Origin of the sequence: Actinocorallia sp. A-T 12471, assembly GCF_033875155.1 — a bacterium.
In the GTDB taxonomy this organism is placed as follows: Bacteria; Actinomycetota; Actinomycetes; order Streptosporangiales; family Streptosporangiaceae; genus Actinocorallia.
The window spans coordinates 193,605-219,929 of the sequence record NZ_JAWZTE010000012.1; the positions used below are offsets into that span (position 1 = coordinate 193,605).

Genomic DNA, 26,325 nt, shown 5'->3' on the forward strand with positions numbered 1-26,325 from the left:
TCAGGCGATCCGCCGGCGCACGCCGTCAAGGCGTCCGGCGATCGTGCCGTCGATTGCCTCGTCCCCGAGCTGTACGGCGATTCCGCCGAGCACAGTGGGGTCGATTTCGATGTTCAGGTGTACCTCGCGGCCATAGGACGCGCCGAGCGCGGCCGCCAGCCGGTTCTGCTGCTCCCCGGTGAGGGAGACGGCGGTGCGCACGAGCGCCACGAGCCGGTTGCGCCGAGCGGCGACGATCTTGCCGAAGGCATCGAGCCCACGCTCCAGGCTACGTCCCCGGGGATGGGTGACGGCTTCGAGCACGAGGGCCAGAGTCGGACCGCCGACCTTGCCTTCCAGCAGGGAGGTGACCAGTTCGGCCTTGCGGTCGGCGGGCACGAGCTCACCGGCGAGCGCGTTGCGCAGCTCGGTGTTGCCCTCGATCAGGCGGCCGAAGCGGAACAGGTCCTCTTCGAGCTGGTCGAGCTGTCCGGCGCGCTCGGCGGCGTCGGCCAGGGCCGCCACCGCGTACTGCTCGACCGCGTCGGTCAGCTCGGCCGACGTGCTCCAGCGACGCCGGACGATCTCCCCGGCCAGCGACGCCGCGGCGGCGCTGACCTTGCCGTCGAGCAGTGAGCCGAGCAGGCCCGCCTTCGCCTCGCCGGAGACGGCGGGGTCGGACAGGGTCCGGCGCAGGCCGTGCTCGCGGTCGAGCAGGTGCAGGATCTCGAAGAGCTCCGCGCCAAGGACGCCCGCGTCGGTGGACGCGAGCACCTGCGGGAACCGCTCGTCGACCTCGGCCAGGGAGGCCCTGCTGACAGCTCCCGCCATCACAGGGCCTTACCGGCGGCGTTGGACGACTCGAGCTCCTCGAGGAACCGGTCGACGATGCGACGCTGGCGCGCCTCGTCCTCAAGGGACTCACCGACGACACGTCCGGCCAGGTCGACCGACAGCGCGCCGACCTCGGCGCGCAGCGAAGCAAGGGCCTGCGCCCGCTCCGCCTCGATCTGGGCCTGGGCGTTCTCCACGATCCGGCGCGCCTCGACCTGGGCCTGCTCCTTCATCTCGGCGATGATCTGAGCGCCCTGCTCACGAGCCTCCTCGCGCAGGCGCGCCGCTTCCTGGCGGGCCTCCGAGAGCTGGTTCTTGTAAGCGTCGAGGGTCTGCTTGGCCTCCGCCTGTGCGTCCTCGGCCTTCTTGAGCCCGCCTTCGATGAGCTCGGTGCGCTCGGCAAGGGTCTTCTGAATCCGGGGAGTCAGGATCTTGCCGACGACCAGGACGACGACGAGGAAGGCGAAGACTCCGACGACAAGCTCATAGGTGTGCGGAATGAGGGGGTTGTTGCCCTCCTCCGCAGCGAGCAGTGAAGCTGCTGTGATCATTGTTTTCGCAGCCTTTCGTCAGGGGTTCTCAGCGGTGGATCAGCCGTAGATGAACGGCGCGACCAGACCGATGAGGGCGAGCGCCTCGGTGAGGACGAAGCCCAGCATCATGTTCTGGCGGATGACACCGACCATCTCCGGCTGACGGGCCATCGCCTGGACGCCCTGACCGAAGATGATGCCGACGCCCACACCCGGGCCGATCGCGGCGAGGCCGTAGCCGATCGCTCCGACGTTGCCTTCGACGGCGGCAAGGGCCGACTGGGCGACAACGCTCATTTCACTTACTCCTTCAGTTGGCCGACGGACGATCCGCCGGTCTGGTCCTTGGGGATAACGATGTTCCGAGTGGTCCGCGCGGACGCGGCCGCACTCAGTGGTCGGCGTGCAGTCCGCTGCCGATGTACATCGCGGCCAGCATCGTGAAGAGGAAGGCCTGGAGGAACTGGATGAACATCTCGAAGGCGGTCATCAGGATCGTCATGATGACGCCGAGCACGCCGACGGGCGCACCGAGCAGGGTCGGGTTCTCGATGAGGAACCAGTAGCCCACGAGGCTGAAGAAGGCCAGGATGATGTGGCCGGCGAACATGTTCGCGAAAAGTCGGACCGCGTGGGTGAAGGGCGCCAGCACGAACGTCGAGAGGTACTCGATCGGGACGAGCAGGACGTAGATCGGCTTGGGCAGGCCGGGGGGGATGAGGTTGGTGAAGTACTTCACCGGCCCCTGGTGCTTCATGCCCAGGTAGATCTTGAGGAAGTACACGCTCAGCGCGAGAACCGCGGGGAACGCGATGTGCGAGGCCACCGGGAACTGGATGACCGGGATGACGGCGAAGATGTTCCAGACCCAGATCAGGATGAACATCGACAGCAGAAGCGGCATCCACCGCTCGGCGTCCTTACCCAGGAAAGGGCGGGCGACCTGGTCGCGGACGAACACGTAGCCCATCTCGCCGACGTTCTGCATGCCGCGCGGCACGAGCTTCGGCTTGGCGAACGCGCTCCATGCCAGGCCGCAGGTGACCACGACGCCGAGGACCGCCATGAGCACCGGCTTGGTCAGCCACTCGGGGCCGCCGGCGAATAGCGGCGGGAAGTCGAACAGTTCCGCGCCTGGCGGCGTGAACTCCCCACCGGATGAAGCGAGCACGATCGCTGTACTCACTTGTTCACCTCGGTGGGTACGGTGGTCCGCTCGCTGCACTCGCGCACTGTGGCGTTCCCTTCAAGCTGATATCGGATCAAAAACCGGCTGGCCGGGCGCGAGGCGCCGGCGGTCAGCGACCGTATTTCACGTAGACCAGGTAGACGGCGAGCACCACACCGATCACCAACCCGATCGGCTTGAACAACACCCACCCGGTCAGGTAGGTCGCAAACCAACCCGCGCCGCCCCAGATGATCATTCCCGAGAGGATGTAGCTCGGGACCGACCACATGGCGTCTGCGAAGCTGGGGCCCGCCCCTTTGGATGGTGCCTCGTGCTCGCTCATCGCGTTCCGGACAATAGCAGGCTAGACGCGGACTGGTCATATCGGAGTGGCCCCGTGCGACGAGCGCTCCTTGGCGTCGTCGCGGCGGGCATCACCGGCGGGTTCATCGATATAGGGCTTTCGTGTGTCGAGGGTGATACGGAACTCGGCGACGATCCAGGCGACCGCCAGGGCCACCACGGTCCAGCCGAATACCACGGTGTCGAAAACCGTGACACCCTTCACCGCCGAAACCAGGATCATCATCGCGAGGACCTTCAGCACATAGCTGGCGAGGCCCGCGACGAGCACGGTCTGCGGCGAGATCTTCGAAGCCCAGTTCACGACGTACGCGCTGAGTGAGAAGAAGACGATGACGGCCACCGAGCCGAGACCCGCGCCGAGCGCTCCCTCGATTCCGCCGACGACGCTTCCGACGGCGATCGCGATGACTCCGGCGAAGGAGACGGGGAGGGCCGCGCCGGTCAGAAGGCGCTTGCCGGTCGAGTCCATGAGGGCTCCGGGGTGGTTACGTTACGTGTTCGTCTCTACTTAGTGAAAGCTATCACAAGCCTAGGGAACTCCGGCAATTACCCCCCAGGTAACCGGTGTGCGAACGGCCGGTTACGCGTGTTGCCGGGTGCGGTCTCCGGGTCCGGCCGCGGCGGCCTCGACTTCGGCCTGGAAGGCCCTGCGGGCGATGACGCGCGGCACCCCGACCATCAGGGCCGCGCCGAGGATGGCGACACACAGAGTGACGAACAGCACGAGCGCCTGCCACTTCGGCGAGTTCGGCGGCACGAACGACATCGCGACCATGCACGCGCCGACCAGGCCGACCCAGCCGTACATGATGAGGACCGAGCGGCGGTGCGAGTGGCCAAGGCGCAGCAGCCTGTGGTGCAGGTGGTGCTTGTCCGGCGCGAACGGCGACAGGCCCTGGTTGGTGCGCCGCCAGACCGCGAGCAGCATGTCGGCGAACGGCACGACCGTCACCATCGGGACGAGCAGCAGCGGCAGCCAGAGCGGGAAGATCAGGTACTTCTCGGCGAGCGCGGTGTCGAACAGGGCGATGAGCTGGACCGTCGCGGCCGACAGCAGCAGGCCGATGAGCATGGAGCCGGTGTCGCCCATGAAGATGCGGGCCGGGTGGAAGTTGTGCGCGAGGAACCCGGCGCAGATGCCCACGAGCACCCCGGCGATCAGCGCGGGGCCGATCAGCAGCGGGATGTCGACGACCTCGGCGAGCCGGTAAGCCAGCAGGAACAGCGCGAACGCGGCGATGCCGACGACGCCGGCGGCCAGGCCGTCGAGCCCGTCGATGAAGTTCACCGCGTTGATCGTGGCGACCACGATGAAGACGGTGAGCGGGACGCCGTAGACCGGGGACAGAGCGAGCGAGCCGCCGTCCAGCCTGGGCAGCGCGCTGAGCTGGACGCCGTTCATGATCAGGATGCCGGAGGCGGCGATCTGGCCGGCGAGCTTGGTGAGGGCGTCGATGTCCCACAGGTCGTCGGCGATGCCGAGCAGCACGATGAGCGCGCCGGACAGGATGATCGCGTTGGCGGTCTTTGTCTCGATGAACACCGCGGTCATGTGCGGCAGCGCCCGGGCCATCAGCAGGGCACCCAGCAGGCCGCCGAACATCGCCAGGCCGCCGATGCGCGGGGTGGGGACCTTGTGCACGTCGCGGTCGCGGACGGCGGCCTGGGCGCCCATGGCGATCGCCAGGCTCTTCACCGGGGAAACGAGCAGGTACGTGACGGTGATGCCGGTGAGGATCACCAGCAGGTACTCCCGCATGTCCTCACCCCCCGTTCCGCCCTGATGCGACCCCTATGACCGGTGAGACGCCCGCCGTCCCGCTCGGGTTGGCGGTCGGTCCCACGATCAGGACACCTTACGCCTTCCGGCCGTCCCGGATGCGCTTTCCACGGCCTTCGTCCCCCTCGTCACATCCGCCGGGTCAGTAGACCTGGCGGGTGTCCCCGCAGGCGACGGGCTCGTAGGCCCACACCCCGTCGTTACGGCTCTGCGTACCCACGCAGGGGCGGTAGAAGAGGTGCCCTGACAGCTTGTTGACCGCAAGCCGACTCGTCCAACGGCCGGAGCTGTCCCTGGCGTTCCAGAACGTCCAGGTGTCTATCCGGGTCCCGTCCTCGTCGGTGAAGGTGACGATCACCCCGGGGAGGCGGCGGTCGACCGCGAGATCCCTGATCCGCAGCAGCATCCTGGCCTCGCCGTCCCCGTCCTGGCGGCGACGGGCGTGCCCCGCCCCTCCCCAGGGCTCGGCGGCCACCTCGAGCTCGCGGAACTGCTTGGTGGAGAACAGCAGGGTCCCCACCGGAGGCCGCCGCCCGGCCGGGCCCTGCGCCCCTCCCGGATCTACGGAGAGGTCGGCGGACGGGTCGGCCGGGAGGCCCGTGGGCGCGTCGGCGAACGGGTCGGCCGGAAGGCCGGTGGGCGCGTCGGCGGGCTGGGCCGGGTGGGGGGCGGCGGGGAGGGCCGTGGGCGCGTCGGCGGGCTGATCACCGGGTGCGGTCGCGGGCTGGGCCGGAGGGAGGGCGGCGGGGAGGGCGGGGGCGAAGCGGGAGCCGGGCGGGAGGGGGGCAGAGCGCTGCGCGCCCGGGTAGACGATGCCGTCGGGGGCCCGGTAGACCGCGACGGCACGGCCGGGGCGCACGATCGTCCTGCGGCCGTCCTTCTTGATCAGCACCTCGCGGACCCACAGGTGCTCGGTGAACGACGAGGTGAACGCCCTCGGGTAGCGGTAGGCGAGCCTGCCGTCCGCGAGGCGGCCGCCGCCCTTGCGCTTGCGGGGCTCGACGACCTTGCAGCGCGGGCACCTGGGCCGCTCACGCGGCCTCGCCTCGGCCACCTTCGGGCCGCGCAGCACGCCCGGCTGGGGATCGGCGGCCGTCCCCGAGGGGAAGTAGACGGGCGAGTGGTGCTCGTCCCATGCCTCGCCGGTCGCGAACTGGACCCCGGCCGTCCAGCCGTCCCGCTTGCGGTCGGTGATCGTGAACCGGACGGTGACGGTGTCCTCGGTGACCTCGTACCGCCCGCTCGCGCGGACGTGCCGGAACGCCGCGCCCTTGCCGTCGGCGGTCTTGAAGCGGCCCTCGGCGACGACGGTCTGCGGGGCGGGCGGCCCGGCGCTGCCCGGCACGCCGAAGACCGCCGCGCCCAGCGAGAGCGCCCCGCAGGCGAACAGCACTGTGGTGACGCGTGGCATCCGTGGCGCTCCCGACGGTCATCGCGGATTCTGCCCCGGCATAGTAGCCGCGCGCGCCGCGCCTTCTCCGGAGAATGCGCGGTTCTTTTTCTCAGAAGAGTTTCCGCCAGGCCCCGTACTTGCGGCCCTTCGTGGTGCTCGTCGCTTTCAGCGCGACCTCGCGCACCTGGAAATGCTTCGCGGAGGTGGCCCAGAAGAGTCCGTAGTTCATCTTGAAGACGGCGTCCATCGGCTTTCCGGACGGGCGGACGCGGAAGTACACCTCCGACAGCGTCCATTTCCCGTCCTGCCATGCCCGGAACTGCACGCCGGGCGACCACCCGTTCTTGCCGAAGTCGCGCAGCGTCCCCCGCGCCGAGACCGACGCGCCTTCCCTGGTGTAACTGCCGTAGACCTTGACGGACTTCAGCGCCTTGGTCTTCCCCTCCGGAGTCGACCAGTTCTTCGTCACCTTCCCGCCCGGCCCGGCCTGGGCGGGAACCGCCCACCCCGCGACCAGTACGGCGGCCATGGCCACCGCGGCGATCCGCCGCATGCACTCGCTCCTCGATCAGCTCGAATTTTCCGGAACCGGACTGTACCGACCGCGCAATGCGCGCACTTTTACCGCCGATGACGCGAAATGACGGTCGCATAAACATCAGGTACATCCCGAACCTCCGATCCCGGCCCGGCATCTAAGCCCCTTCCGTCGCACGGCCCCGCCCGCGCGCGGTCCGCGCGCCGCCCACCTGAGGCGACTACGCGGAGCGACCACCGGTGACCACGACCCCGAGTTGCAAGTGACGTTGGTCACATGACCCCCTGGCGCAGCGCCCGCATGAGAAAGCCCGGCCACCCCTGGGCGGGGCGCCGGGCGTGGGACCGCGGAGCGGGGACCTGTTAGAAGAGCTTCTTCCAGGCGCCGTAGCGGGTGCCCTTCTTGCTGTTGTTCGGCTTGAGCGCGAGCTCACGCACCTGGAGCTTGGTGCCCTTGGCCTTCAGCAGAGGCTTGTCGTCGTAGTACTTGTACACGGAGTCGTACGGCGTGACCCCGTTGGTGCTGACGAAGATCTCGTCGGACAGCTTCCACTTGCCGCCGGTCCAGTAGCGGAACTGCACCCCGGGGGCCCAGCCGTTGCCGCGGACCTTGTCCTGGATGTAGCCCCGCACCGTGATGTTCTTGCCGTTGCGGGTGAACTTGCCACCGGCCTGGACCGACTTGAACGCGGCGGTCTTGCCCTTGTGGGTCACCCAGCTCTTGGTCACCTTCTTGGCGGGGGCGGCTCCGGCGGGGGCGGCGGCCAGACCCATCCCGACGCTCAGAGCGACGGCGGTGACGGTTACCGCAGCGATTCGCCGCATGTGATCACTCCTTGATCTCTCGCCTTACTCGGGGTGGGACTGTAGCGGTTGAAGAAAGATCAGGTTTATGCCCGTCATATGCGGGAAACTTCACGCCGCCTGATTCACCGGGTTTTCGGAACCTTCGGACGCCGTCCGGCATCGAAGAAGGGATGCGGGGGCGGCTCCGGGCACCGTGGGTGACCGATCATGGTGGCCCCTAGCTGGGGGAACGCGGAGCGCGGTCGATTGATCACGCAGACGTCTCAGGTTGCATGTGACCTTGTTCACACTTTCCCCGTAATCTGAGTTTCCCGTTGCGCGGAACGGCTGCGGACTGCGTTGCGTCCGCGAGAGACTGCACCCGGTGATGAAGCGACGCCCCTCCCCCACCGGCCTCATGACGGCGGCCACCCTTGTCTTCCTCGCGATGCTCCCCGTCCTGTTCCGGGGCCAGCAGTCCGCCGAGGCGAGCGTGCCGTCCTTCGAGGCGGTCCTGACCGTCGCGGAGAACGGCACGGTCCACGTGCGGGAGACGTTCACCGTCGACTTCGCCGGCGACGGCTCGGCCGGCCTGCTGCGCCGCCTCAGGCAGCGCGACGGCGACGCGACCCACCGGATCGAGCGCATCGAGGTCACCAGCCCGACGTTCGCGCCGGTGAACCTGACGGTCCGCGACTTCATGCACGAGCGGCAGTTGCGCATCGGCGCGGGACACCCCGTGTCCGGCCGCCACACGTACGTGCTGGACTACGACGTCGTCTCCCTGGTGCGCGAGGACGGCGGACGCGACGAGCTGCTGTGGAACGTCCTGGGGCCCGCCTGGCCGCATCCGCTCGGCGAGGCGACCGTGCGGATTCACGCCCCCGCGGTGTTCGCGACGGGGTGCCTCGCGGGGCGGGCGGGCGCGCAGACGACCTGCGCGGGCGGCCCCGACGGCCCGGGGAGGGCCGAGTTCCGCCAGTCGGCGCTCAGGCCGGGCGAGGGCATGGTCGTGCGCGCCGCGTTCGCCTCGGGCGCGCTCGCGCCGACTCCGCCCGTCATGGCCCCGCCCCACCTGGGGTTCACCCCCTGGGGCTGGCTCGTGCTGCTGTCCGCCGCGCCGCTCGGCACGCTGCTGCACGGCCGCAGCCCGCGCCCGCTGCGGGCCGTGCTGGTCACCGCGGGCTGCGCGCTCGTCCTGTGGGACCTCGCCGACGACGTCGCCGCCGGCGGCCCGTGGAACGTCGCGGTGGACGACAAACTGCTGTGCGGGCTGATGCTGCTCGCCCTCGGCAGAGTCGCGACCGGCCGCGCGGCGGAGTAAGCCCGGGCCTTAGACGTCCTTGGCCGGGGTCTCCTTGGCCGGAGACTCCTCGGCGTCCTTGTCCTCGGCGCCCTTCACGAAGTCCACGGCGTCGGCCTTCTCGTCGCCGGAGTCCTTCACGAAGTCGACGGCGTCGGCGGGCTTGTCGTCCTCGGGCTTGTCGTCCGCGGGCTTGTCGGCGTCGGTCTGGGCGTCGCCCGGGGCCCCGAACTCCTTCTTCAGGGCCTCGGCCGCCGCGGCCTCCTGGACGGCGAGGGCGTCGTCGGTGAGTTCGTCGTCATCGTCGCCGAGCAGCTCGTCGCGCAGCAGCACCCCGCACACCGACCGCAGCCGGGATTCGCTGATCGCGCCGCGCCGGAGCAGCTTCGGCAGCGTGCCGGTGAGGTCCACGATGCTCGACGCCTGGCCGCCGCCGGACGGGCCGTCATTCAGGTAGACCGACACCTTGTCGCCGAGCATCGCCTCGGCCTCCTCGACGGTCCGCGCCGCCGGGTGCCCGCTCAGGTTCGCGCTGGAGACCGCCAGGGGGCCGGTCTCGCGCAGCAGCTCGAGCGCGAGGTCGTGCAGCGGCATCCGCACCGCGACGGTGCCCTTGGTGTCGCCGAGGTCCCAGGCGAGGCTCGGGTTGGCGTGGCACACGACGGTCAGCGCGCCGGGCCAGAACTCGTCGATGACGTCCTGGCCGTACGGGCCGAGGTCGTCGATCAGCGCGGTCGCCGCGCGCACCGAGCCGACCAGCACCGGCGGCGGCATGTCGCGGCCCCTGCCCTTGGTCTCCAGCAGCAGCCGGACGGCGGCGGGGGTGAAGGCGTCGGACGCGATCCCGTACACGGTGTCGGTCGGCATGACGACGACCTCGCCCCGGCGCAGGCAGGACGCGGCGTCCGCGATGCCGCGGGCCCGCTCAAGGGGGTCCGAGCAGTCGTAGTGTCGGCTCATGGGGACTACTCCATCGAGGTGGTCAGGCGGGCCGTGACGTACCGGTCACGGTCGGTGAGGTCGCGGCGGTTGCGCACGTCGCGCCAGCCGCGCTCCTCGGCGAAGATCCAGTAGACCGGGGCCCCCTGGAGATCGCTGTGCTCGACCGCCACGAATCCGCCCGGGCGCAGCAGCCGGTGGGCCGTGCGCTCGACCGCGCGGACGGCGTCGAGCCCGTCGTCGCCGCCGCCCCACAGGGCGGGCGCCGGGTCGTGCTCGCGCACGTCGACCGGAACATACTCCCACTCGCTCATGGGGATGTAGGGCGGGTTGCTGACCACGAGGTCGACCCTGCCGTTCAGCTCGGGCAGCGCGGAGGCCAGATCGGCTTGGTGAAGGGTGACCTGGCCGCGTGCGTCCAGGTCGGCGATGTTGCGGGCGGCGTGCCGGTGCGCGTCGTCGTCAAGTTCGACCGCGTGCACGCGGGCCTGCGGTACCTCCTGCGCGATCGACAGCGCGATCGCCGCCGAACCCGTGCCGAGGTCGACCACGACGGGGTCGGCGACGTCCATCTCGCGCAGCCGGTCGATCGCCCAGCCCGCGACGACCTCGGTCTCGGGCCGCGGCACGAACACGCCGGGCCCGACCGTCAGCTCCAGGTAGCGGAAGTAGGCGCGGCCGGTGATGTGCTGGAGCGGCTCGCCCGCCTCGCGGCGCGCGACGCCCTCCCAGAAGCGGGCGTCGAAGGCGCTGTCGGGCAGCGTGTGCAGCTCGCCCCTGCCCACCCCGTGGACGAAGGCGGCAAGCTCCTCGGCGTCGGCGCGCGGCGAGGCGACCCCGGCTTCGGCCAGCCGTGCCGTGGCGCGCGCGATCTCGTCGAGAAGCAAGTTCATTACTGCTGAATTTCGTCCAGCCGGCGTTCCATGTCGGCGTCCACCAGGGCCTTGATGACGGCGGTCAGGTCTCCGTCCATCACCTGGTCGAGGTTATACGCCTTGAAGCCCACGCGGTGGTCGGAGATCCGGTTCTCCGGGAAGTTGTAGGTGCGGATTCGCTCAGAACGGTCGACCGTGCGCACCTGGGCCTTGCGTTCGGCCGACGCGGCGGCGTCGGCCTCCTCCTGCGCGACGGCCAGCAGCCGCGAGCGCAGCACCCGCAAAGCCGACTCCTTGTTCTGGAGCTGGCTCTTCTCGTTCTGGCACTGCACGACCGTGCCGGTCGGGATGTGCGTGATCCGCACCGCCGAGTCGGTGGTGTTGACGGACTGGCCGCCCGGCCCGCCCGAGCGGAACACGTCGATCCGCAGGTCGTTCGGGTCGATCTGGATGTCGATGTCCTCGGCCTCGGGGGTGACCAGCACACCCGCCGCCGAGGTGTGGATGCGGCCCTGGGACTCGGTGACGGGCACCCGCTGCACGCGGTGCACCCCGCCCTCCCACTTGAGCTGCGACCACGCGCCCTCCTTGGCCTTCACGGCCATGGTGACGCTCTTGTAGCCGCCCAGATCCGACAGCTGCGAGTCGATGACCTCGGTCTTCCACCCGATCCGCTCGGCGTAGCGGGTGTACATCCGCAGCAGGTCCCCGGCGAACAGCGCGGACTCCTCGCCGCCCTCGCCCGCCTTGATCTCGACGATCACGTCCTTGTCGTCGTTGGGGTCGCGCGGCACCAGCAGTCGCTTCAGCCGCTCGTTCAGCTCCGCGATCTGCGCCTCGATGGCGACGGCCTCGTCGGCGAACGCCTTGTCCTCGGCGGCCAGCTCGCGGGCCGTGCCGAGGTCGTCCTCCGCCTGCTCGAGCTCCCGGTACGCCTCGACTATCGGGCGCAGATGGGCGTACCGCTTGCCCAGGTCGCGCGCCTTCTTCTGGTCGGCGTGCACGGCCGGGTCGCCGAGCGCCAGCTCGATGTCGGCGTACTCGCGCAGGAAGTCGTCGAGGTCGAAGTTCACGGGTCAGCTCTTCTCAAGGCGGGTTGACGGACGCGCGGCCCGTCCGGGACGGCGGGGGACCCAAGCAGCGGAGCCCGGCGGCGGCTATGTGACAGCCGCGGCCGGGCTCCCGCCGCACCCCTACTTGTCCGCGGCCTTCTTCTTGCCGAAGCGGGCCTCGAACCGGGCCACGCGGCCTCCGGTGTCGAGCAGCTTCTGCTTGCCCGTGTAGAACGGGTGGCACTGGCTGCACACGTCGGAGCGGATCACGCCGCTCTCCACGGTGCTGCGGGTGGTGAAGGTCGCCCCGCACGTGCAGGTCACTTCGGTGACCACGTAGTTCGGGTGGATCTCGGGCTTCATGGATGGATCTCCTTCGAGACGGCGCCGGGTCGACCGGGTCTTCCACGATCGGGAACCGGGGCCTGTGGGCCCCTCCAGTATGACGGATGCGTGAACATGCCGGGACCAGCCCCTATTCCCCGCCCCTGAGCAGCGCGAGCACCGCCTGGACCCTGCGGTGGACGTCCTTCGACGGGGCGAGCCCGAGCTTGGCGAAGATCGCCGAGATGTGCTTCTCGACCGCGCCCTCCCCGACGAACAGGGCGCGCGCGAGCCCCGCGTTGGACAGGCCCTGGGCCATCAGCCCGAGCACCTCGCGTTCCCTTGGCGTCAGGTCGCGCAGGGGGTTGCGGTTCAGGAGCTGGCCGACGACCTCGGGGTCGATCACCGTGCCTCCCCCGGCGACCTCGCGGACCGCCGTGACGAACTCCGCGACGTCGGAGATCCGCTCCTTGAGCAGGTAGCCCACGCCGCGCGCGCCCCCGCCGAGCAGCTCGGCGGCGTACTGCTCCTCCACGTACTGGGACAGGACGAGCACGGGCAGCGGCCGGATCGCCAGGGCGGCCCTGAGCCCTTCGTCGCCGAAGCCGGGAGGCATCCTGACGTCGGTGATCACCAGGTCGGGGCGCAGGTCACGGGCCATGGCGACGAGCGCGTCGCCGTCGCCGCAGGACCCGACGGTCTCGACGCCCTCGTCGGCGAGCAGCCTCACGATGCCCTCCCGCAGGAGTACCGAGTCCTCGGCAATCACCACGCGCATCGGCCTGTCCCCCGTCCCGTCGGCTTCGGTCACCAGGAACAGGGAAGCACGGCGCGCACGATGGTCGGCCCGCCCTCGGGGCTGTCGACCGTGAGGGTGCCGTCGATGGTCGCGGCGCGGTCGGCGAGCCCGGCGAGGCCGCCGCCGGGGGCCTGCTCCGCGCCGCCGCGTCCGTCGTCGCGGATCTCCACGACGACACGGTCGCCGTCCCTGAAGGCGTCGACCGCCGCCTGACCTGCCGCCGCGTGCTTCGCCACGTTCGTCAGGGCCTCGGCGACGGTGAAGTAGGCGATCGACTCCACGGCCGCGGGCGGCCGCTCGGGCAGGGAGACGGAGATCGTCACGGGGACCGGGGAGCGGCCGGCGAGCGCCGACAGCGCGGCCTCGAGGCCACGGTCGGTGAGGATCGCCGGGTAGATCCCCCTTGCCAGGTCGCGCAGTTCGGCGATCGCGGCACGCGCGCCGTCGTGGGCCTGCTCGATGAGCGCGCGGGCCGCCTCGGGGTCGCTGTCGATCTTGGTGCGGGCGCGGCCGATGTCCATGGCGACGCCCAGCAGGCTGTGCTGTGCGCCGTCGTGCAGGTCGCGTTCGATCCTGCGCCGCTCGGCCTCGGCGGCGTCCACGCCGCGCGCCCGGCTCGCCTGGAGCTCGGTGGTGCGCACGCGCAGCGCCTGCTTCTCCGACGGCCCGAGCAGCACCCTGGCGAGCGCGACGTGCGCGACGCCGACCGCCTTCACCACATAGAGGCAGCAGACGAAGAGCAGCAGCCCGACGAGGGTGAAGGGCACCCCGTCGTACCAGGAGTCGATACGCGGCTCGTAGGACCCGAACTCCGGAACGAAGCCCTCATTGATCTGCCCGCCCACGGGCGCGAAGATCAGCGCGAACGTCAGCGCCCACATGATGAGCGAGCCCGTGAAGTACCCGAACGCCAGCGGAATCCTGACGACCTGGAAGGCGAGGTCCTTCCACGTGGCCGGGTCGCCCAGGATCGTCTTCCCCCGCGCGAGCAGCCCACCCTGCGGGGCCTGCCGGTACGGGTCGGGAATCCGCACGCCGAACGCCGCGCCGATGAGCCTGCGGTCGAGCATCGACCCAGCCCGCAGCAGCACAAGGAGCAGCGCCCACACCAGCAGGCCCACCCAGATGATCGTGGTCGCGGCGGCGAGCGGGACGCCCCCGGCAAGGATGACCAGCCAGGCGAGCCCGAGCGGCGACGTGAGCGGAAAGTACAGCGCGGCCTTGTAGACCGAGGCGTCCCTGACCAGGTCGAGCGGCTTGGGGACGGAGATCTCGTGCGTCCTGCGCGGATCGGTCATCGCGGGGGCTCCTTCTCTCTCGACGTCCTCAAGGCTTCCGGAGGCGCGCGCGGCACACCATGGTGCGGACCTCCGTCCACAGGGTGGGGATAACCCCCGCAAGCGCGCGGCGGAGCCCGTCAGGGAACGCGTGAGGCCCGCGCGGTGAACCGGGCGGGCCTCAGCGTGCGATCAGCGGATCAGTCGTGCGCGACCGTCGTCTTCTGGACCTGGAGCAGGAACTCCGCGTTCGACTTGGTCTCCTTCATCTTCTCCAGCAGCAGTTCGAGCGCCTGCTGGGTGTCGAGCGCGTGCAGCACACGGCGGAGCTGCCAGACGACGCGCAGCTCCTCGGGGGCCATCAGGATCTCCTCCTTACGCGTGCTGGAGGCGTCCACGTCGACGGCGGGGAAGATGCGCTTGTCGGCGAGCTGGCGGGAGAGCTTGAGCTCCATGTTGCCGGTGCCCTTGAACTCCTCGAAGATGACCTCGTCCATCCGCGAGCCGGTCTCGACGAGCGCGGTGGCCAGGATCGTCAGCGAGCCGCCGTTCTCGATGTTGCGGGCCGCGCCGAAGAACCGCTTGGGCGGGTACAGCGCGGTGGAGTCCACACCACCGGAAAGGATGCGGCCCGAGGCGGGGGCGGCCAGGTTGTAGGCGCGGCCCAGACGGGTGATCGAGTCGAGCAGGACGACGACGTCGTGACCGAGCTCCACAAGCCGCTTGGCCCGCTCGATGGCGAGTTCCGCGACGGTGGTGTGGTCCTCGGCGGGCCGGTCGAAGGTCGAGTGGATGACCTCGCCCTTCACCGACCGCTGCATGTCGGTGACCTCTTCAGGCCGCTCGTCCACGAGCACGACCATCAGGTGGCACTCGGGGTTGTTCTTGGTGATGGCGTTGGCGATCGCCTGCATCACCATCGTCTTGCCGGCCTTGGGCGGGGAGACGATCAGACCGCGCTGGCCCTTGCCGATCGGGCTCACCAGGTCGATGATCCGGGTCGTCAGGATGTTGGCGTCGGTCTCCAGGCGCAGCCGCTCCTGCGGGTACAGGGGGGTGAGCTTGGAGAACTCGACGCGGGCGCGGGCCTGCTCGGGCTCCATGCCGTTGACGGTGTCGAGGCGGACCAGCGCGTTGAACTTCTCGCGCCGCTCGCCCTCGCGGGCCTGGCGGACCGCGCCGGTGATGACGTCGCCCTTGCGCAGGCCGTTCTTGCGGACCTGGGCGAGCGAGACGTACACGTCGTTCGGACCGGGCAGGTAGCCGGTGGTCCGCACGAACGCGTAGTTGTCGAGGATGTCGAGGATGCCCGCGACGGGGATCAGCACGTCGTCGTCGGAGACCACGGGGTCGGCCTCGTAACGGTCGCGGCCGCCCGTGCCGCGTCCCCGGTTGCGCTCGCGGAAGCGGCGTCCGCGCCGCGAGCCGCGCTCGTCGTCGTGCTCGCCGCCGCCCTGCTGGCCGCCGCTCTGCCGCTCGCCGCGCTCCCCACGGTCACCCCGCTCGTTGCGGTCACCCCGCTCGTTGCGGTCACCGCGCTCGCCACGGTCGTTGCGGTCGTTGCGCTCGTTGCGGTCGCCCCGCTCGCCGCGGTCCCCGCGCTCACCGCGGTCGCGCTGGCGGTCGCCGCGCTCACGGCCGCTGCGGGTGCGCTGGCGGCCCTCGCGCTGGCGCTCGCCGCCCTCGGGCTGCTCCTCGGCGGTCCTGGTCTCGGCCTTGGCCTGCTCGGCGGGCTTGTCCTGCCGCGCCTCGTGCCTGGCGGTCTCGTGCCGGACAGTCTCCTGCCGGATGTCCGTGCGGGACTCGGCCTGCTCGGCGTCCTCACGCGGCGCGGCCGCGCGGGCCCTGCGGGTGCGGGTCGGCTGCTCGCCGACGGACTCGGCCGCGGCGGGCCGCGTCGTGCTCTCGGCTCTGGTCTCGCTCTTGCCTTCGGCCTTCGTCTCGGGCTTGGCCGCCGCCCCCGCGGCCGCGCCGCCCTGCTTCTCCTGAATGGCAGCGATGAGCTGGCTCTTGCGCATCCCGGTCGTGCCGCTGATGCCGAGCTGCGACGCCAGGGTCTTCAGCTCGGGCAGCACCATCGCGGACAGCCCTGTGCCGCGACGGGCGCGCTTGGGCGCGGGCGCGTCGGCCGGCGCTTCGTTGAGCAGTTCGCTGGATTCGCTCACAAAGGGTCCTTCCCAGGGAGCGGGTGTGGGCCGATAGGAGGCCGATCTACCCGATGTTTCGACTCGGCGGGGGCGCCGAATCCGGCGATCAATTCGCCATGCGGAAATTCCGAAGACAGCCAGATGATCGCGTACTCGTCCCCAAGCCGAAGGGAATCAGAAGTGGAGAGCCTGGTGCACGGGCGCATCAGCAGTGGATATGCCGATGGGCTTGCGGCCCCGAGCAGTGGAAACCCGAGCGGGGCATCTGGTGCGGCTTCCAGCCTAACACCACCACGGCGCACTTGTATTCCCTGAGGTCAGCGTGTTCGGCAGGCGCGCGGCTGAACGCGGGCACCGTACGGGCTGACGTTCAGCCGGTGCATATCCCAGCCATTACCCGTGTCGGTTTCGGGCCAACCGGGAGTGGGCCACCCGAACGCCAGAACTGTAGGCCCGGCCCCGGAGATCACGGCCGGCACTCCCGCCCGACGGAGCCGTTCCACCAGCGCCGCCGAGCCCGGCATCGCGGGCGCTCGATACGACTGGTGCAACCTGTCCTCGGTCGCGTCCAACAGCACGTCGTAGCCCAGTTTGCTGGTCAGTGCCGCGATGAGCAAGGCCGCGCGGGCAGAATTCGCCGCGGCATCGGCGTGCGTGACGCTCTCGGGCAGCAGCCCGCGCGCACGCTCCGTGGCGAGCCGCTGGTCGGGGACGAAAACGGTGACCGGGACGTCCACGTCGAGGCGGACGAGCTTGGTCGCCGCGTCGGGGCCGGTCCAGGCGATGGTCAGGCCGCCCGCGAGGCAGGGCGCGACGTTGTCGGGGTGCCCCTCGATCTCGGTGGCGAGCGCGAGCGCGGCGTCCTCGGAGAATTCCGCGCCCTGCGGGTGCAGCGCCCGCGCGGCGGTGATCCCGGCGACGATCGCGGCCGACGACGAGCCCATCCCCCTGCTGTGCGGGATGCGGTTGACGCAATGCAGCCGCAGCCCCGCCGGGCCGTCCGCGCCGCCGATCCGCGCCCACGCCTGCCGGAACACCTTGACGATCAGGTGCTCCTCGCCGAGCTCCGCGAGTTCGACGCCCTCGCCCTCGATCTCGATCTCGACGCCGTCCTCGGCGAGCGAGACCGTCACCTCGTCGTAGTACGACAGGGCGAGGCCGAGGGAGTCGAAGCCGGGGCCGAGGTTGGCGCTGGTGGCCGGGACCTCGACGGTGACGCTCCGGCTCATGCGAGCCCGAGCGCGGTGGCCGCCTCGTGCGCGTCCACCCGGACGGTGGTCGGCTTGGGCGCGCCGGAGATCGCCCAGTCGGGGTCCTTGAGGCCGTTGCCGGTGACGGTGCACACGATCTTCAGGCCCGGCTCGATGACGCCCTGCTCGCGCGCCTGGAGCAGCCCGGCGACCGACGCGGCCGAGGCGGGCTCGACGAACACGCCCTCCTCACGGGCCAGCAGCCGGTAGGCGGCGAGGATCTGCCGGTCGGTGACCGAGCCGATCGCGCCGCCTGACTCGTCGCGGGCGGCCGAGGCAAGGTCCCAGGACGCGGGGTTGCCGATCCGGATCGCGGTCGCGATGGTCTGCGGGTTGCTCACCGGCGCGCCGGACACGAACGGGGCCGCGCCGCTGGCCTGGAAGCCCATCATCCGGGGCCTCTTGGTCGAGACGCCGTCGGCGGCGTACTCCTTGTAGCCCATCCAGTAGGCCGAGATGTTGCCCGCGTTGCCGACGGGCAGGCAGTGCACGTCGGGGGCGTCGCCGAGCGCGCCGACGATCTCGAACGCGGCGGTCTTCTGGCCCTGGAGCCGGTAGGGGTTCACCGAGTTGACCAGCGCGACCGGGTAGTCGACGGCGAGCTTGCGCGCGAGCTCGAGGCAGTCGTCGAAGTTGCCGTCGACCTGGAGCAGCTTGGAGCCGTGCACGAGCGCCTGCGCCAGCTTTCCCATGGCGATCTTGCCGCGCGGCACCAGCACCGCGCAGGTCATGCCCGCGCGCACCGCGTAGGCGGCGGCCGACGCCGAGGTGTTGCCGGTGGACGCGCAGATGACGGCCTTCGCGCCCTCCTCGGCGGCCTTGGAGATCGCCATGGTCATGCCGCGGTCCTTGAACGACCCGGTCGGGTTCAGCCCCTCGACCTTGAGGTAGACCTCGCAGCCGGTCTGCGCCGAGACCCGGTGCGCCGGTACCAGGGGGGTGTTGCCCTCGAGCAGCGTGACCACGGGAGTCTTGTCGGTGACCGGCAGCCGGTCACGGTATTCCTCTATCAGCCCGCGCCAAGCGCTCACGGCTTTCCTCCTGATGCGTGCCGCCTGGGCGGCGGTGTCCGGCTGTGCCCGGCGTCAGACCCGCCCGGCGGCCGCCCGCCCGAGGGCACATCCGGACCCGGGGAGTGACCTGCCTTTATGGAAGGCGAGTCTAGACGAGTTCAGATGTCGCCCTCGACCCTCATGACCGAGGCGACCTCGCGCACCGACGCGTGGCCGCGCAGCGACGCGACTGTCGCGTTCAGCGCCGCGTCCGTCGCGCGGTGGGTGACGATGACGAGCTGGGCGTCCTCGCCGCTGCCCTCCTGGCGGACCGCCTGGATGGACACCCCGTGCCGCGCGAACTCCTCGGCGACCTGCGCGAGCACGCCCGCCTGGTCGGCGACGTCGAGCTGCACGTAGTACCGGGTGACGGTCTCGCCCATCGGCAGGATCGGCAGCGCCGCGTAGGTGGTCTCCACCGGCCCGGAAGCGCCGTTCACCCGGTTGCGGGCGACCGCGACGATGTCGCCGAGGACCGCCGACGCCGTCGGCGCGCCGCCCGCGCCCGCGCCGTAGAACATGAGGCTCCCGGCCGACTCGGCCTCCACGAACACCGCGTTGTACGCGCCGCGCACCGAGCCGAGCGGGTGCGACCTGGGGATCATCGCCGGATGGACCCGGACGGCCACGCCGCGGTCGCCGTCGCGCTCGCAGATCGCGAGGATCTTCACGACGCAGTCCATCGCCTTGGCGCCCGCGACGTCCTGCGCGGTGACCTCGGTGATGCCCTCGCGGTGCACGTCGGCGGCGGTGACCGGGGTGTGGAAGGCGAGCTGGGCGAGGATCGCGGCCTTGGCGGCGGCGTCGAACGCCTCGACGTCGGCGGTCGGGTCGGCCTCGGCGTAACCGAGCGCCTGCGCCTCGGCGAGCGCGTCGGCGAAGCCAGCGCCGTGCGTGTCCATCTGGTCGAGGATGTAGTTGGTGGTGCCGTTGACGATGCCGAGCACCCGGTGGATGCTGTCGCCGACCAGGGACTCGCGCAGCGCGCGCAGCAGCGGGATCGCCCCGGCCACCGACGCCTCGTAGTACAGGTCGACGCCGAACTCGCGGGCCGCGGCGAACAGGGTCTGGCCGTCCTCGGCGAGCAGCGCCTTGTTGGCCGACACGACCGACTTGCCGGACTTCAGCGCGCCGACGATGAGGGACCGCGCGGGCTCGATCCCGCCGATCACCTCGACCACGATGTCCACGTCGGCGCGGGTGGCGAGGCCCATGGCGTCCGTCGTCAGCAGGTCCGCGGGGACGCCCTCGCGCACCCGGTCGGGACGGCGGACCGCGATGCCCGCCAACTCCACCGGCGCGCCGACGCGCGCCGCGAGGTCGTCGGACTGCTCGAGCAGCAGCCTGACGACCTCGGTGCCGACGACACCACACCCGAGCAAAGCCACCCGCACCGGTTTCACGGCTGTCCAACCTCCATGTCGAGCCTCAAAAGATCGGCGACCGTCTCCCGCCTGACGATGACCCGCGCCGCCCCGTCCCGGACCGCCACCACGGCCGGCTTGGTGACGTGGTTGTAGTTGCTTGCCATCGACCGACAGTAAGCGCCCGTGGCGGCCACGGCCACCAGGTCTCCGGGCGAAACATCTTCGGGCAACCATAGGTCACGCACGATAATGTCCCCGCTCTCGCAGTGCTTTCCGACAAGCCTGCTGAGCATGGGGTCGGCGGCGGACTCACGGCTGACGAGCCCTGCGGTGTACTCCGCGCCGTAAAGGGCGGTGCGGAGGTTGTCGCTCATGCCGCCGTCGACGCTCACGTACGTGCGGATGCCTTCGACGTCCTTGATCGTGCCGACCTCGTACAGGGTGATCCCGCCGGGGCCGGCGATCGCGCGGCCCGGCTCGACCGTCAGCCTCGGGACGGGCAGGTCGTAGGCCCGGCACTCGCGGGCGACGATGTCGCGCATGTTGTCGGCGATCAGCTTGGCGTCGATCGGCTCGTCCTCGGGCAGGTAGGCGATGCCGAAGCCGCCGCCGAGGTCGAGCTCGGGCAGCACCACGCGGTGCTCGTCGCGGATCGCGACGAGGAGTTCGGCGACGCGGTGGGCGGCGACCTCGAACCCGTCGGTCTCGAAGATCTGCGAGCCGATGTGGGAGTGCAGGCCGACCAGTTCGAGCTGCGGCAGCGCGAGGATGCGGCGGACCGCCTCCAGGGCCGCGCCGGAGTTGCGGGAGAACCCGAACTTCTGGTCGTCGTGCGCGGTGGCGATGAACTCGTGGGTGTGCGCCTCGACGCCGGTGGTCACCCTGACCATCACCTTGGGCCGCAGGCCGAGGCGCTCGGCGTGGAAGCCGAGCCTGGCGATCTCCTCGAACGAGTCGACCACGATCCTGCCGACGCCCGCCTCGAGGCCCATGACGAGCTCGTCGGCCGACTTGTTGTTGCCGTGCATGGTGATCCGCTCGGGCGGGAACCCGGCGGCCAGCGCCAGGGCGAGCTCGCCGCCCGTGCAGACGTCGAGGCCGAGGCCCTCTTCAGCGAGCCAGCGCACGACCGCGCCGCACAGGAACGCCTTGCCCGCGTAGTGGACGCTGCCGTCGTGCCCTCCCCCTTCGTGCCAACCTCCTTCGGAGAAGGCCGCGGCGTACTCGCGCGCGCGCTGGCGGAAGTCCTCTTCGTCAACGACGTACAGGGGGGTCCCGAACTCCTGGGCCAGGTCCCGCACGTCGACGCCGCCGACGGTCAGCGCGCCGCCCTCGCGCCGCGCGGTGCGCGGCCACACCAGGGGGGCCAGATCGTTCAGGTCGGCCGGTGCCGGCGAAGGGTTGTCCTCGGGCAGCACGTTCTCGTGCCTGCCGCCCGCCGGGTGAACTCTGCTCACAATCTCTCTCTCGGGGTCTCTCCGAGCCTGCGCAGCCCGTTGCTCAACGTGACGCGCACGGCCCCCGCGAGGATCACACGGGCGCCGTGCTCAGGGGTCGGCTCCTCGCGGAACGTCTCGTGAACGTCGTGGTAGGCGTCCGCTATGCGTTCCAGCTGGAGCACCGGTTTTCGGTGCCCGTCGAACCCCGCGAGCAGGCCGAGCAGCTTGCGCGTCCCGCCGGACCGCGGCCCGACGAGCGTCGCCACGTCGCCCCGGGGGACGCCGAGGTCACGCGCGCGGCGGCGCACCGCGCAGGCGCGCTCGTAGGCGAACCTGACCCGGAAACCTGGGTTGTCGAACGTTCTGGGGAAATCCGCCCAGCACGCTTCGATTGTCGCACCCGAGCCGTAGGACCCGTCCCGCTCGATCGCCTCCGCGATCCGTCCCGGCTCACGCAGCCGGACCGCGAGCAGACCCGCCCCCCGCGTCTCAACATGTGAGATGTCGGGGTGCTCCGCGACGCGTGCGGCGATCGGCTCGGCGGGGAGCCGGTGCCGCAGCGCGACCGGAGAGACATAGGTGTCTTCCCAGGTGATCGCGGCCGTGGGCACGGTGACGCCGGTCACGGCGCGCACCGCCGTGACGATCACCGCGTCGAGGTCACCGGGAGTCACGGCACCGAGGGTAGCCGACCAGCATGTGGACGACCCAACCGTTATGTGGGCGGTCTGGGCTGCGGCGGACGGGCCGCCGACAGGCGGTGCACGGTCCGGATCAGCTCGGCCGGATCGAACGGCTTGGTGACGTAGGCGTCGACGCCGATCTCCATGCCCCGGTCGAGGTCGCGCTCCTGCGCGCGCGCGGTGATCATCACGACCCTGATGTGCGCGGTGTCGGGGTCCTCGCGCAGCCGGACCGCGGTGATCCAGCCGTCGAGGCGCGGCATCATCACATCGAGGGTGATCACGTCGGGGGCCACCGCGCGGACCCTGTCCAGACAGTCGCGTCCGTCCACGGCGGTCTCCACCTCGAACCCCTCAAGCTGCAGGTTCACCGCGATGAGCTGCCGAATCACCTCGTCGTCATCGACGACCAGCACCCGCCCGAGCTTCTCGACCACGAGACTGAGGCTAGCCTTACCCCGGCCCGCGGCGCACTCGAAACGAACCCGTGCGCGCCCGATCGTGAACCCTGGTAGTGTTGGCTCCCGTCGCACGGGCGAGGATTCGCACCAAGGATTCGCACCGAGAATCCGCACCGAAGATCCGCACGCGGCAGGCTCCCGTAGCTCAGGGGATAGAGCGTTGCCCTCCGGAGGCAAAAGCGCAGGTTCGAATCCTGCCGGGAGCGCACCACCGGCATGACGAAGGCGTGAACCGCGAGGTTCGCGCCTTTCGCGTTTCCCGGCCGACTTTCCCTGTCCCGTCAGGAATATCCGGCCCGGTGATCGCGCTGTGATCAACGGCCCCTCCGCCGACTGCACCTCCCGCAGCACCTTTCAGGAGGACGAATGAACACTGTGGTCCGACGCCGCGAACAACCCGCCCATCCCGCCCTCCGGACGCGCTCACTGCGCCTTCTGGCCGTGGCCGCACGCCTTGACCGGATGGCCGAAAACGATCACGATGGGTCACCGGACCCCGTCAGATCGAACTAATCCGCTGCTCAAGTGGGCATCCGTCGGTCCTCTTCGCCATGATGGTCACTACGTCCACGCCGACGGCGCGGACGGTTCGATCAACAACGAGGAGAAACGATGGCTCTGCCGACGCTGACCCCCGAGCAGCGGGCCGAAGCTCTCGCCAAGGCCCAGGAGGCCCGCAAGGCCCGTAGCGAGCTGCTGGCGGCGCTGAAGGCCGGGACGCTCAAGCTGGCCGACGTGCTGGCCCGCGAGGACACCGTGGCCAAGAAGACCAAGGTCACCCAGGTCCTCAAGGCCCTGCCCGGGTACGGCCCCGCCAAGGTCTCCGCCCTGATCGAGAAGCTCGGCATCGACGAGAACCGCCGGGTCGGCGGGCTTGGCGAGCAGCAGCGCGCCAAGCTCCTCGCCGAGATCGGCGGCTGACGCCCCCGAGCCCGGTAGGCGCCTTAGCTCAGAAGTACCGGACCCCCGCCATGCGCGCGCATGGCGGGGGTTCTGTCGTTTTCAGCCCGATATTCGGATGATTACGCACCGCACTATCACGCAGGTGAGGGGGTCTGCGGGCACTTCGAGGAACATTAAGGAAAGTAGGAAAAAGCCCAGCCGATTCCCGCCGGGTATGCAACTCTCTGCCCGTGACCAGATACACAGGGTCGCACGCCGCCGCGTCCTCGTCCCGAGGCCGTGTGGTCGTCGCGTCCGTCCTCCCCGTTCTCGCCCTGTCCGGCTGGGCCATCGTCGGCCTCGCCCTGCTGTCCACCGGCTCCGTGCCGCCGACCGAGGTGACCCTGTCCGCGCCGCGCGCCGAACAGACCGTCCAGCGGATCGGCACGGCGCAGCCGAGGCGGCTGCCGGGGCAGCGCGCCCGCACCGTCCCGGAGGTGACCACCGCGGCGACCTCCACGCCGCTGCCGTCGGCGCCGGCGAGCGCGGGCGGCGGCGGGCGTCCGGAGCAGAACCTCGCGCTCGCCCACGCGCCGGCCGACGAGTCCGTCAGCGCGGACGACGAGGCGCAGGAGGCCGCCGCGACGCCGTCGGCCGAGCCGCACAGCGCGCCCGAGAGCCCCGCAGGCGACGCGGACGGCGCTGAGCCCGCCCACGGGGGCGCGATGCCCGCATCGGGTCCCTCGCCCTCGGCGGGGCCGCGTCCCGCCCGTCCGGAGGCGTCCGGGCCCGCGAGCGCGGGGCCCGCGCACGGCGACCCGACCGGCCGGCCGCACACCGCCGAGCCGCACACCCGCCAGCCGCACACCGGACGGCCGCGCACCGAGCCGACGGCGACGCCGACCGGCGACGAGCGGACCCGCGCGTCGGGAGCCGCGCGCGGCCCGCTGACGCCGTCCGCGTCGCGGCCGCGGCCCTGCGGAGGGACCCTGCAGAAGCTGCTCGCCTGCCCTGACCTGCCGGTCAGCCTGCGGCTGCCCTGACGCCCGTCCCGGTCGGCGCAGGTGGCGTGCTGGTAAAGCGGGGGTGCGCATTCTCCTTATGCGGTCGACGTGGGCGGTCCTGGGCGGGGTGGCTGTTTAGGATCGCAACGTCCTTGGCGGGCTCAGACGGGTCGGGAGTTGCGATGGGCAGATCGCGGGTCGGACGGCGGGTCCGGCCGCTGTGGCGCTGCACAGGGCGTTCCTACGCGGGCCGGGGGTACGACCCGGCGCGCTACCGCCTCGCCCCCGCGGAACCCTGGCTGACCCTCGAGGAGCTCGCCCAGGCCGCCGACCCCGACAACGCGGCGGCCTGGCAGCCCGCGACGGGGCTGGTCTGGGACCGGCACGAGTTCCTCGACCAGCCCTGGGTCTCGGACTGGATGGCCGACTGGGACGACGGCGAATACTTCTGCGCCACGGTCCTCGCCCGCTACGGCGACTTCATCCCCGCCGACCTCGCCGTCCTGGAAGCCGTCGCGATCGACTTCCAGGGCATCGAAACCGTCGGCCACGAGGCGAGCTTCGTCCACGAATCCCACGTCAACGCCTTCGCCGGCGTCAACGACCTCCACCTGGCCCTCCACACCCTCTACCGCGACCACTGGATCACCCCCCTGACCGACGGCACCATCGTCTCCCCCCGCCTCTCCCTAACCCCCCTCTAACCCCTCCCCGCAGCCCCGCGCCCAGCCCCTCCGGCCTGCAACGCGGAGCTGCGTAGCAACGCGCGCTCTCCGCGCCCCTTCGAGACCGCACGGGGATCACCCCGGAACACCCGCACTCCCCGCCCGCCCCCTCCCTCCCAGTCCCCCGGGACCACACGACGACTGCGCCAAGGACACCCGCTCCACAGCCGCCCCTCTCCCTCCCGAACCGCACGGCGGCTGCGCCGGGGGCGCCCACGCTCCGCGACCGCCCCCTCGCGCCCAATCCCCCCGGGGCCGCACGCGGCTGCGCCGGGGGCGCGGATGCTCTGCGGCCGGCCCGCTCGCTTCCAGTCCGTCCGGGACTCCTGTAGCTCCTCGCAGTCCCGAAGGGACTGCGAGGATTGGGGTATGGCAAGTCGGGAGCTTGTGGTGTTGGGGACGGCGGGGGCCGTGCCCACTCGGCGGCGGAATCACAATGGGTATTTGTTGCGGTGGGATGGGCAGGGGGTGCTGTTCGATCCCGGGGAGGGGACGCAGCGGCAGATGTCGCATGCGGGGGCGTCGGCGACGGAGTTGCGCTGGTTGTGCGTCACGCACTTCCACGGCGATCACTCGCTCGGGGTGCCGGGGATCGTGCAGCGGATCGGGCGTGACGGCGTCCCGCACGACGTGCACGCCGTCTTCCCCGCCGAGGGGGCGGTCTACTGGGAGCGGCTAAGGCACGCGACCAGCTACTACGGCTCTCCTCCCCTTGTGGAGCATCCCGTCTCGGGGGCCGGGGAGGTCCTGCAAGGCGACGGCTTCTCTGTGACCGCGCTTCCGCTGGAACACAGCATCCCCACCTACGGCTACCGTCTCGCCGAGCCGGACGGCCGCACGTTCCTTCCCGAGCGCCTGCGCGCGCACGGCATCTCCGGCCCCGCGATCCGTGAGCTGTCCGGACCGCTGCTCGAGGAGTGCACGGTCCCCCGGCCCGGCCAGAAGGTCGCGTTCGTGATGGACACCCGGCTGTGCGACAACGTCTACGCGCTCGCCGACGGGGTCGACATGCTCATCATCGAGTCCACGTTCCTCGACGCCGAGACCGACCTCGCGTACGAGCGCGGCCACCTGACGGCGAGGCAGGCGGGCGAGGTGGCGCGTGCCTGCGGCGTGCGCACCCTTGTCCTCACCCACTTCTCCGAACGCTACGACGAGGCCGACGACCCCCTCTTCCTCGACCAGGCGGCCTTCCCCGGCGCGGTGCTCGCGCACGACCTCGCCCGCATCCCCCTGCCTACGCGACGCGCGCCGCGCTGAGCCTCCCCGCTCAGCACGGCGCGCGCGTCCCGGCCCACCCCGCACGGACGCGGCCCTCCACGAACGCGTCACAGTGCGGGGCGGCCAAGTTTCTTGGCCCTCGACGG

The 26,325-nt window shown here is 70.8% G+C and carries 28 protein-coding genes and 1 tRNA gene; 6 read left to right on the forward strand and 23 right to left on the reverse strand.

The features are described 5' to 3' along the window. The 10 genes from R9X44_RS28395 to R9X44_RS28440 all read right to left on the reverse strand — a co-directional run bounded on the left by R9X44_RS28395 (position 1) and on the right by R9X44_RS28440 (position 7,418). Positions 1-810, reverse strand: coding sequence for a F0F1 ATP synthase subunit delta (locus R9X44_RS28395; protein WP_319817376.1), 810 nt, complete (start codon positions 808-810; stop codon positions 1-3). After that, positions 810-1,364, reverse strand: coding sequence for a F0F1 ATP synthase subunit B (locus tag R9X44_RS28400; RefSeq protein ID WP_319817377.1), 555 nt, complete (start codon positions 1,362-1,364; stop codon positions 810-812). Before R9X44_RS28400 ends, R9X44_RS28395 begins: the two co-directional genes overlap by 1 nt. 39 nt (positions 1,365-1,403) lie before the next feature. Further along, entirely contained in the window at positions 1,404-1,643 is a 240-nt protein-coding gene (gene atpE / locus R9X44_RS28405; protein ID WP_319817378.1) for an ATP synthase F0 subunit C, read from the reverse strand. A 94-nt stretch (positions 1,644-1,737) separates the two neighbouring features. Then, entirely contained in the window at positions 1,738-2,532 is a 795-nt protein-coding gene (atpB, locus tag R9X44_RS28410) for a F0F1 ATP synthase subunit A (protein ID WP_319817379.1), read from the reverse strand. Between the two features lie 112 nt (positions 2,533-2,644). Next, a complete protein-coding gene (locus tag R9X44_RS28415; protein ID WP_319817380.1) occupies positions 2,645-2,860 on the reverse strand; it encodes a hypothetical protein in 216 nt (71 codons plus the stop codon). A gap of 36 nt (positions 2,861-2,896) precedes the next feature. Further along, on the reverse strand, positions 2,897-3,352 hold the full coding sequence (locus R9X44_RS28420; protein WP_319817381.1) for a hypothetical protein: 456 nt from the start codon (positions 3,350-3,352) through the stop codon (positions 2,897-2,899). Between the two features lie 111 nt (positions 3,353-3,463). Continuing rightward, entirely contained in the window at positions 3,464-4,642 is a 1,179-nt protein-coding gene (locus R9X44_RS28425) for an MraY family glycosyltransferase (protein ID WP_319817382.1), read from the reverse strand. 163 nt (positions 4,643-4,805) lie between these two features. Beyond that, positions 4,806-6,074, reverse strand: coding sequence for a hypothetical protein (locus tag R9X44_RS28430; RefSeq protein WP_319817383.1), 1,269 nt, complete (start codon positions 6,072-6,074; stop codon positions 4,806-4,808). A gap of 91 nt (positions 6,075-6,165) precedes the next feature. Beyond that, entirely contained in the window at positions 6,166-6,609 is a 444-nt protein-coding gene (locus R9X44_RS28435; RefSeq protein ID WP_319817384.1) for a hypothetical protein, read from the reverse strand. Positions 6,610-6,956: 347 nt separating this feature from the next. After that, complete coding sequence (locus R9X44_RS28440; protein WP_319817385.1) at positions 6,957-7,418, reverse strand: hypothetical protein; 462 nt, start codon at positions 7,416-7,418, stop codon at positions 6,957-6,959. Positions 7,419-7,767: 349 nt separating this feature from the next. On the opposite strand from R9X44_RS28440, the gene R9X44_RS28445 reads away from it, so the two are divergent. Continuing rightward, a complete protein-coding gene (locus R9X44_RS28445; RefSeq protein WP_319817471.1) occupies positions 7,768-8,703 on the forward strand; it encodes a DUF2207 domain-containing protein in 936 nt (311 codons plus the stop codon). A gap of 9 nt (positions 8,704-8,712) precedes the next feature. Here R9X44_RS28445 and R9X44_RS28450 read toward each other — a convergent pair whose 3' ends face one another. The 13 genes from R9X44_RS28450 to R9X44_RS28510 form a co-directional block, all read right to left on the reverse strand. Beyond that, a complete protein-coding gene (locus R9X44_RS28450; RefSeq protein WP_319817386.1) occupies positions 8,713-9,642 on the reverse strand; it encodes an L-threonylcarbamoyladenylate synthase in 930 nt (309 codons plus the stop codon). A 5-nt stretch (positions 9,643-9,647) separates the two neighbouring features. Beyond that, positions 9,648-10,514 (reverse strand): peptide chain release factor N(5)-glutamine methyltransferase, encoded by an 867-nt coding sequence (prmC, locus tag R9X44_RS28455; RefSeq protein ID WP_319817387.1) that lies wholly within the window; start codon positions 10,512-10,514, stop codon positions 9,648-9,650. After that, on the reverse strand, positions 10,514-11,569 hold the full coding sequence (gene prfA / locus R9X44_RS28460; RefSeq protein ID WP_319817388.1) for a peptide chain release factor 1: 1,056 nt from the start codon (positions 11,567-11,569) through the stop codon (positions 10,514-10,516). Before prfA ends, prmC begins: the two co-directional genes overlap by 1 nt. 120 nt (positions 11,570-11,689) lie before the next feature. Continuing rightward, complete coding sequence (gene rpmE / locus R9X44_RS28465; RefSeq protein WP_319817389.1) at positions 11,690-11,911, reverse strand: 50S ribosomal protein L31; 222 nt, start codon at positions 11,909-11,911, stop codon at positions 11,690-11,692. 112 nt (positions 11,912-12,023) lie between these two features. Beyond that, positions 12,024-12,650 carry a response regulator transcription factor gene (locus R9X44_RS28470; protein WP_319817390.1) on the reverse strand — a complete coding sequence of 209 codons (627 nt, stop codon included), beginning with the start codon at positions 12,648-12,650 and terminating at the stop codon, positions 12,024-12,026. Positions 12,651-12,679: 29 nt separating this feature from the next. After that, positions 12,680-13,969 carry a sensor histidine kinase gene (locus tag R9X44_RS28475; RefSeq protein WP_319817391.1) on the reverse strand — a complete coding sequence of 430 codons (1,290 nt, stop codon included), beginning with the start codon at positions 13,967-13,969 and terminating at the stop codon, positions 12,680-12,682. A 179-nt stretch (positions 13,970-14,148) separates the two neighbouring features. Then, positions 14,149-16,113: a transcription termination factor Rho gene (gene rho / locus R9X44_RS28480; protein WP_319817392.1), complete on the reverse strand. Its 1,965-nt coding sequence runs from the start codon at positions 16,111-16,113 to the stop codon at positions 14,149-14,151. 299 nt (positions 16,114-16,412) lie between these two features. Then, positions 16,413-17,324, reverse strand: coding sequence for a homoserine kinase (gene thrB / locus R9X44_RS28485; RefSeq protein WP_319817393.1), 912 nt, complete (start codon positions 17,322-17,324; stop codon positions 16,413-16,415). Further along, a complete protein-coding gene (gene thrC, locus R9X44_RS28490) occupies positions 17,321-18,376 on the reverse strand; it encodes a threonine synthase (RefSeq protein ID WP_319817394.1) in 1,056 nt (351 codons plus the stop codon). The genes thrB and thrC overlap by 4 nt, the downstream gene beginning before the upstream one ends. A 140-nt stretch (positions 18,377-18,516) precedes the next feature. Next, positions 18,517-19,800 carry a homoserine dehydrogenase gene (locus R9X44_RS28495; protein ID WP_319817395.1) on the reverse strand — a complete coding sequence of 428 codons (1,284 nt, stop codon included), beginning with the start codon at positions 19,798-19,800 and terminating at the stop codon, positions 18,517-18,519. Next, positions 19,797-21,221 carry a diaminopimelate decarboxylase gene (gene lysA / locus R9X44_RS28500; protein WP_319817396.1) on the reverse strand — a complete coding sequence of 475 codons (1,425 nt, stop codon included), beginning with the start codon at positions 21,219-21,221 and terminating at the stop codon, positions 19,797-19,799. The genes R9X44_RS28495 and lysA overlap by 4 nt, the downstream gene beginning before the upstream one ends. Then, a complete protein-coding gene (locus tag R9X44_RS28505; RefSeq protein ID WP_319817397.1) occupies positions 21,218-21,877 on the reverse strand; it encodes a hypothetical protein in 660 nt (219 codons plus the stop codon). The genes lysA and R9X44_RS28505 overlap by 4 nt, the downstream gene beginning before the upstream one ends. A 41-nt stretch (positions 21,878-21,918) precedes the next feature. Then, positions 21,919-22,302: a response regulator transcription factor gene (locus R9X44_RS28510; RefSeq protein ID WP_319817472.1), complete on the reverse strand. Its 384-nt coding sequence runs from the start codon at positions 22,300-22,302 to the stop codon at positions 21,919-21,921. 179 nt (positions 22,303-22,481) lie between these two features. On the opposite strand from R9X44_RS28510, the gene R9X44_RS28515 reads away from it, so the two are divergent. The 5 genes from R9X44_RS28515 to R9X44_RS28535 all read left to right on the forward strand — a co-directional run bounded on the left by R9X44_RS28515 (position 22,482) and on the right by R9X44_RS28535 (position 26,218). Continuing rightward, a tRNA-Arg gene (locus R9X44_RS28515) sits at positions 22,482-22,553 on the forward strand. 406 nt (positions 22,554-22,959) lie between these two features. After that, positions 22,960-23,268, forward strand: coding sequence for an integration host factor, actinobacterial type (gene mihF / locus R9X44_RS28520; protein ID WP_123668907.1), 309 nt, complete (start codon positions 22,960-22,962; stop codon positions 23,266-23,268). Positions 23,269-23,480: 212 nt separating this feature from the next. Then, a complete protein-coding gene (locus tag R9X44_RS28525) occupies positions 23,481-24,272 on the forward strand; it encodes a hypothetical protein (RefSeq protein ID WP_319817398.1) in 792 nt (263 codons plus the stop codon). A 143-nt stretch (positions 24,273-24,415) separates the two neighbouring features. After that, positions 24,416-24,937, forward strand: a complete 522-nt coding sequence (locus R9X44_RS28530) for a hypothetical protein (RefSeq protein ID WP_319817399.1) — start codon at positions 24,416-24,418, stop codon at positions 24,935-24,937. A 390-nt stretch (positions 24,938-25,327) separates the two neighbouring features. Next, complete coding sequence (locus tag R9X44_RS28535) at positions 25,328-26,218, forward strand: ribonuclease Z (protein ID WP_319817400.1); 891 nt, start codon at positions 25,328-25,330, stop codon at positions 26,216-26,218. Positions 26,219-26,325: the final 107 nt, after the last annotated feature.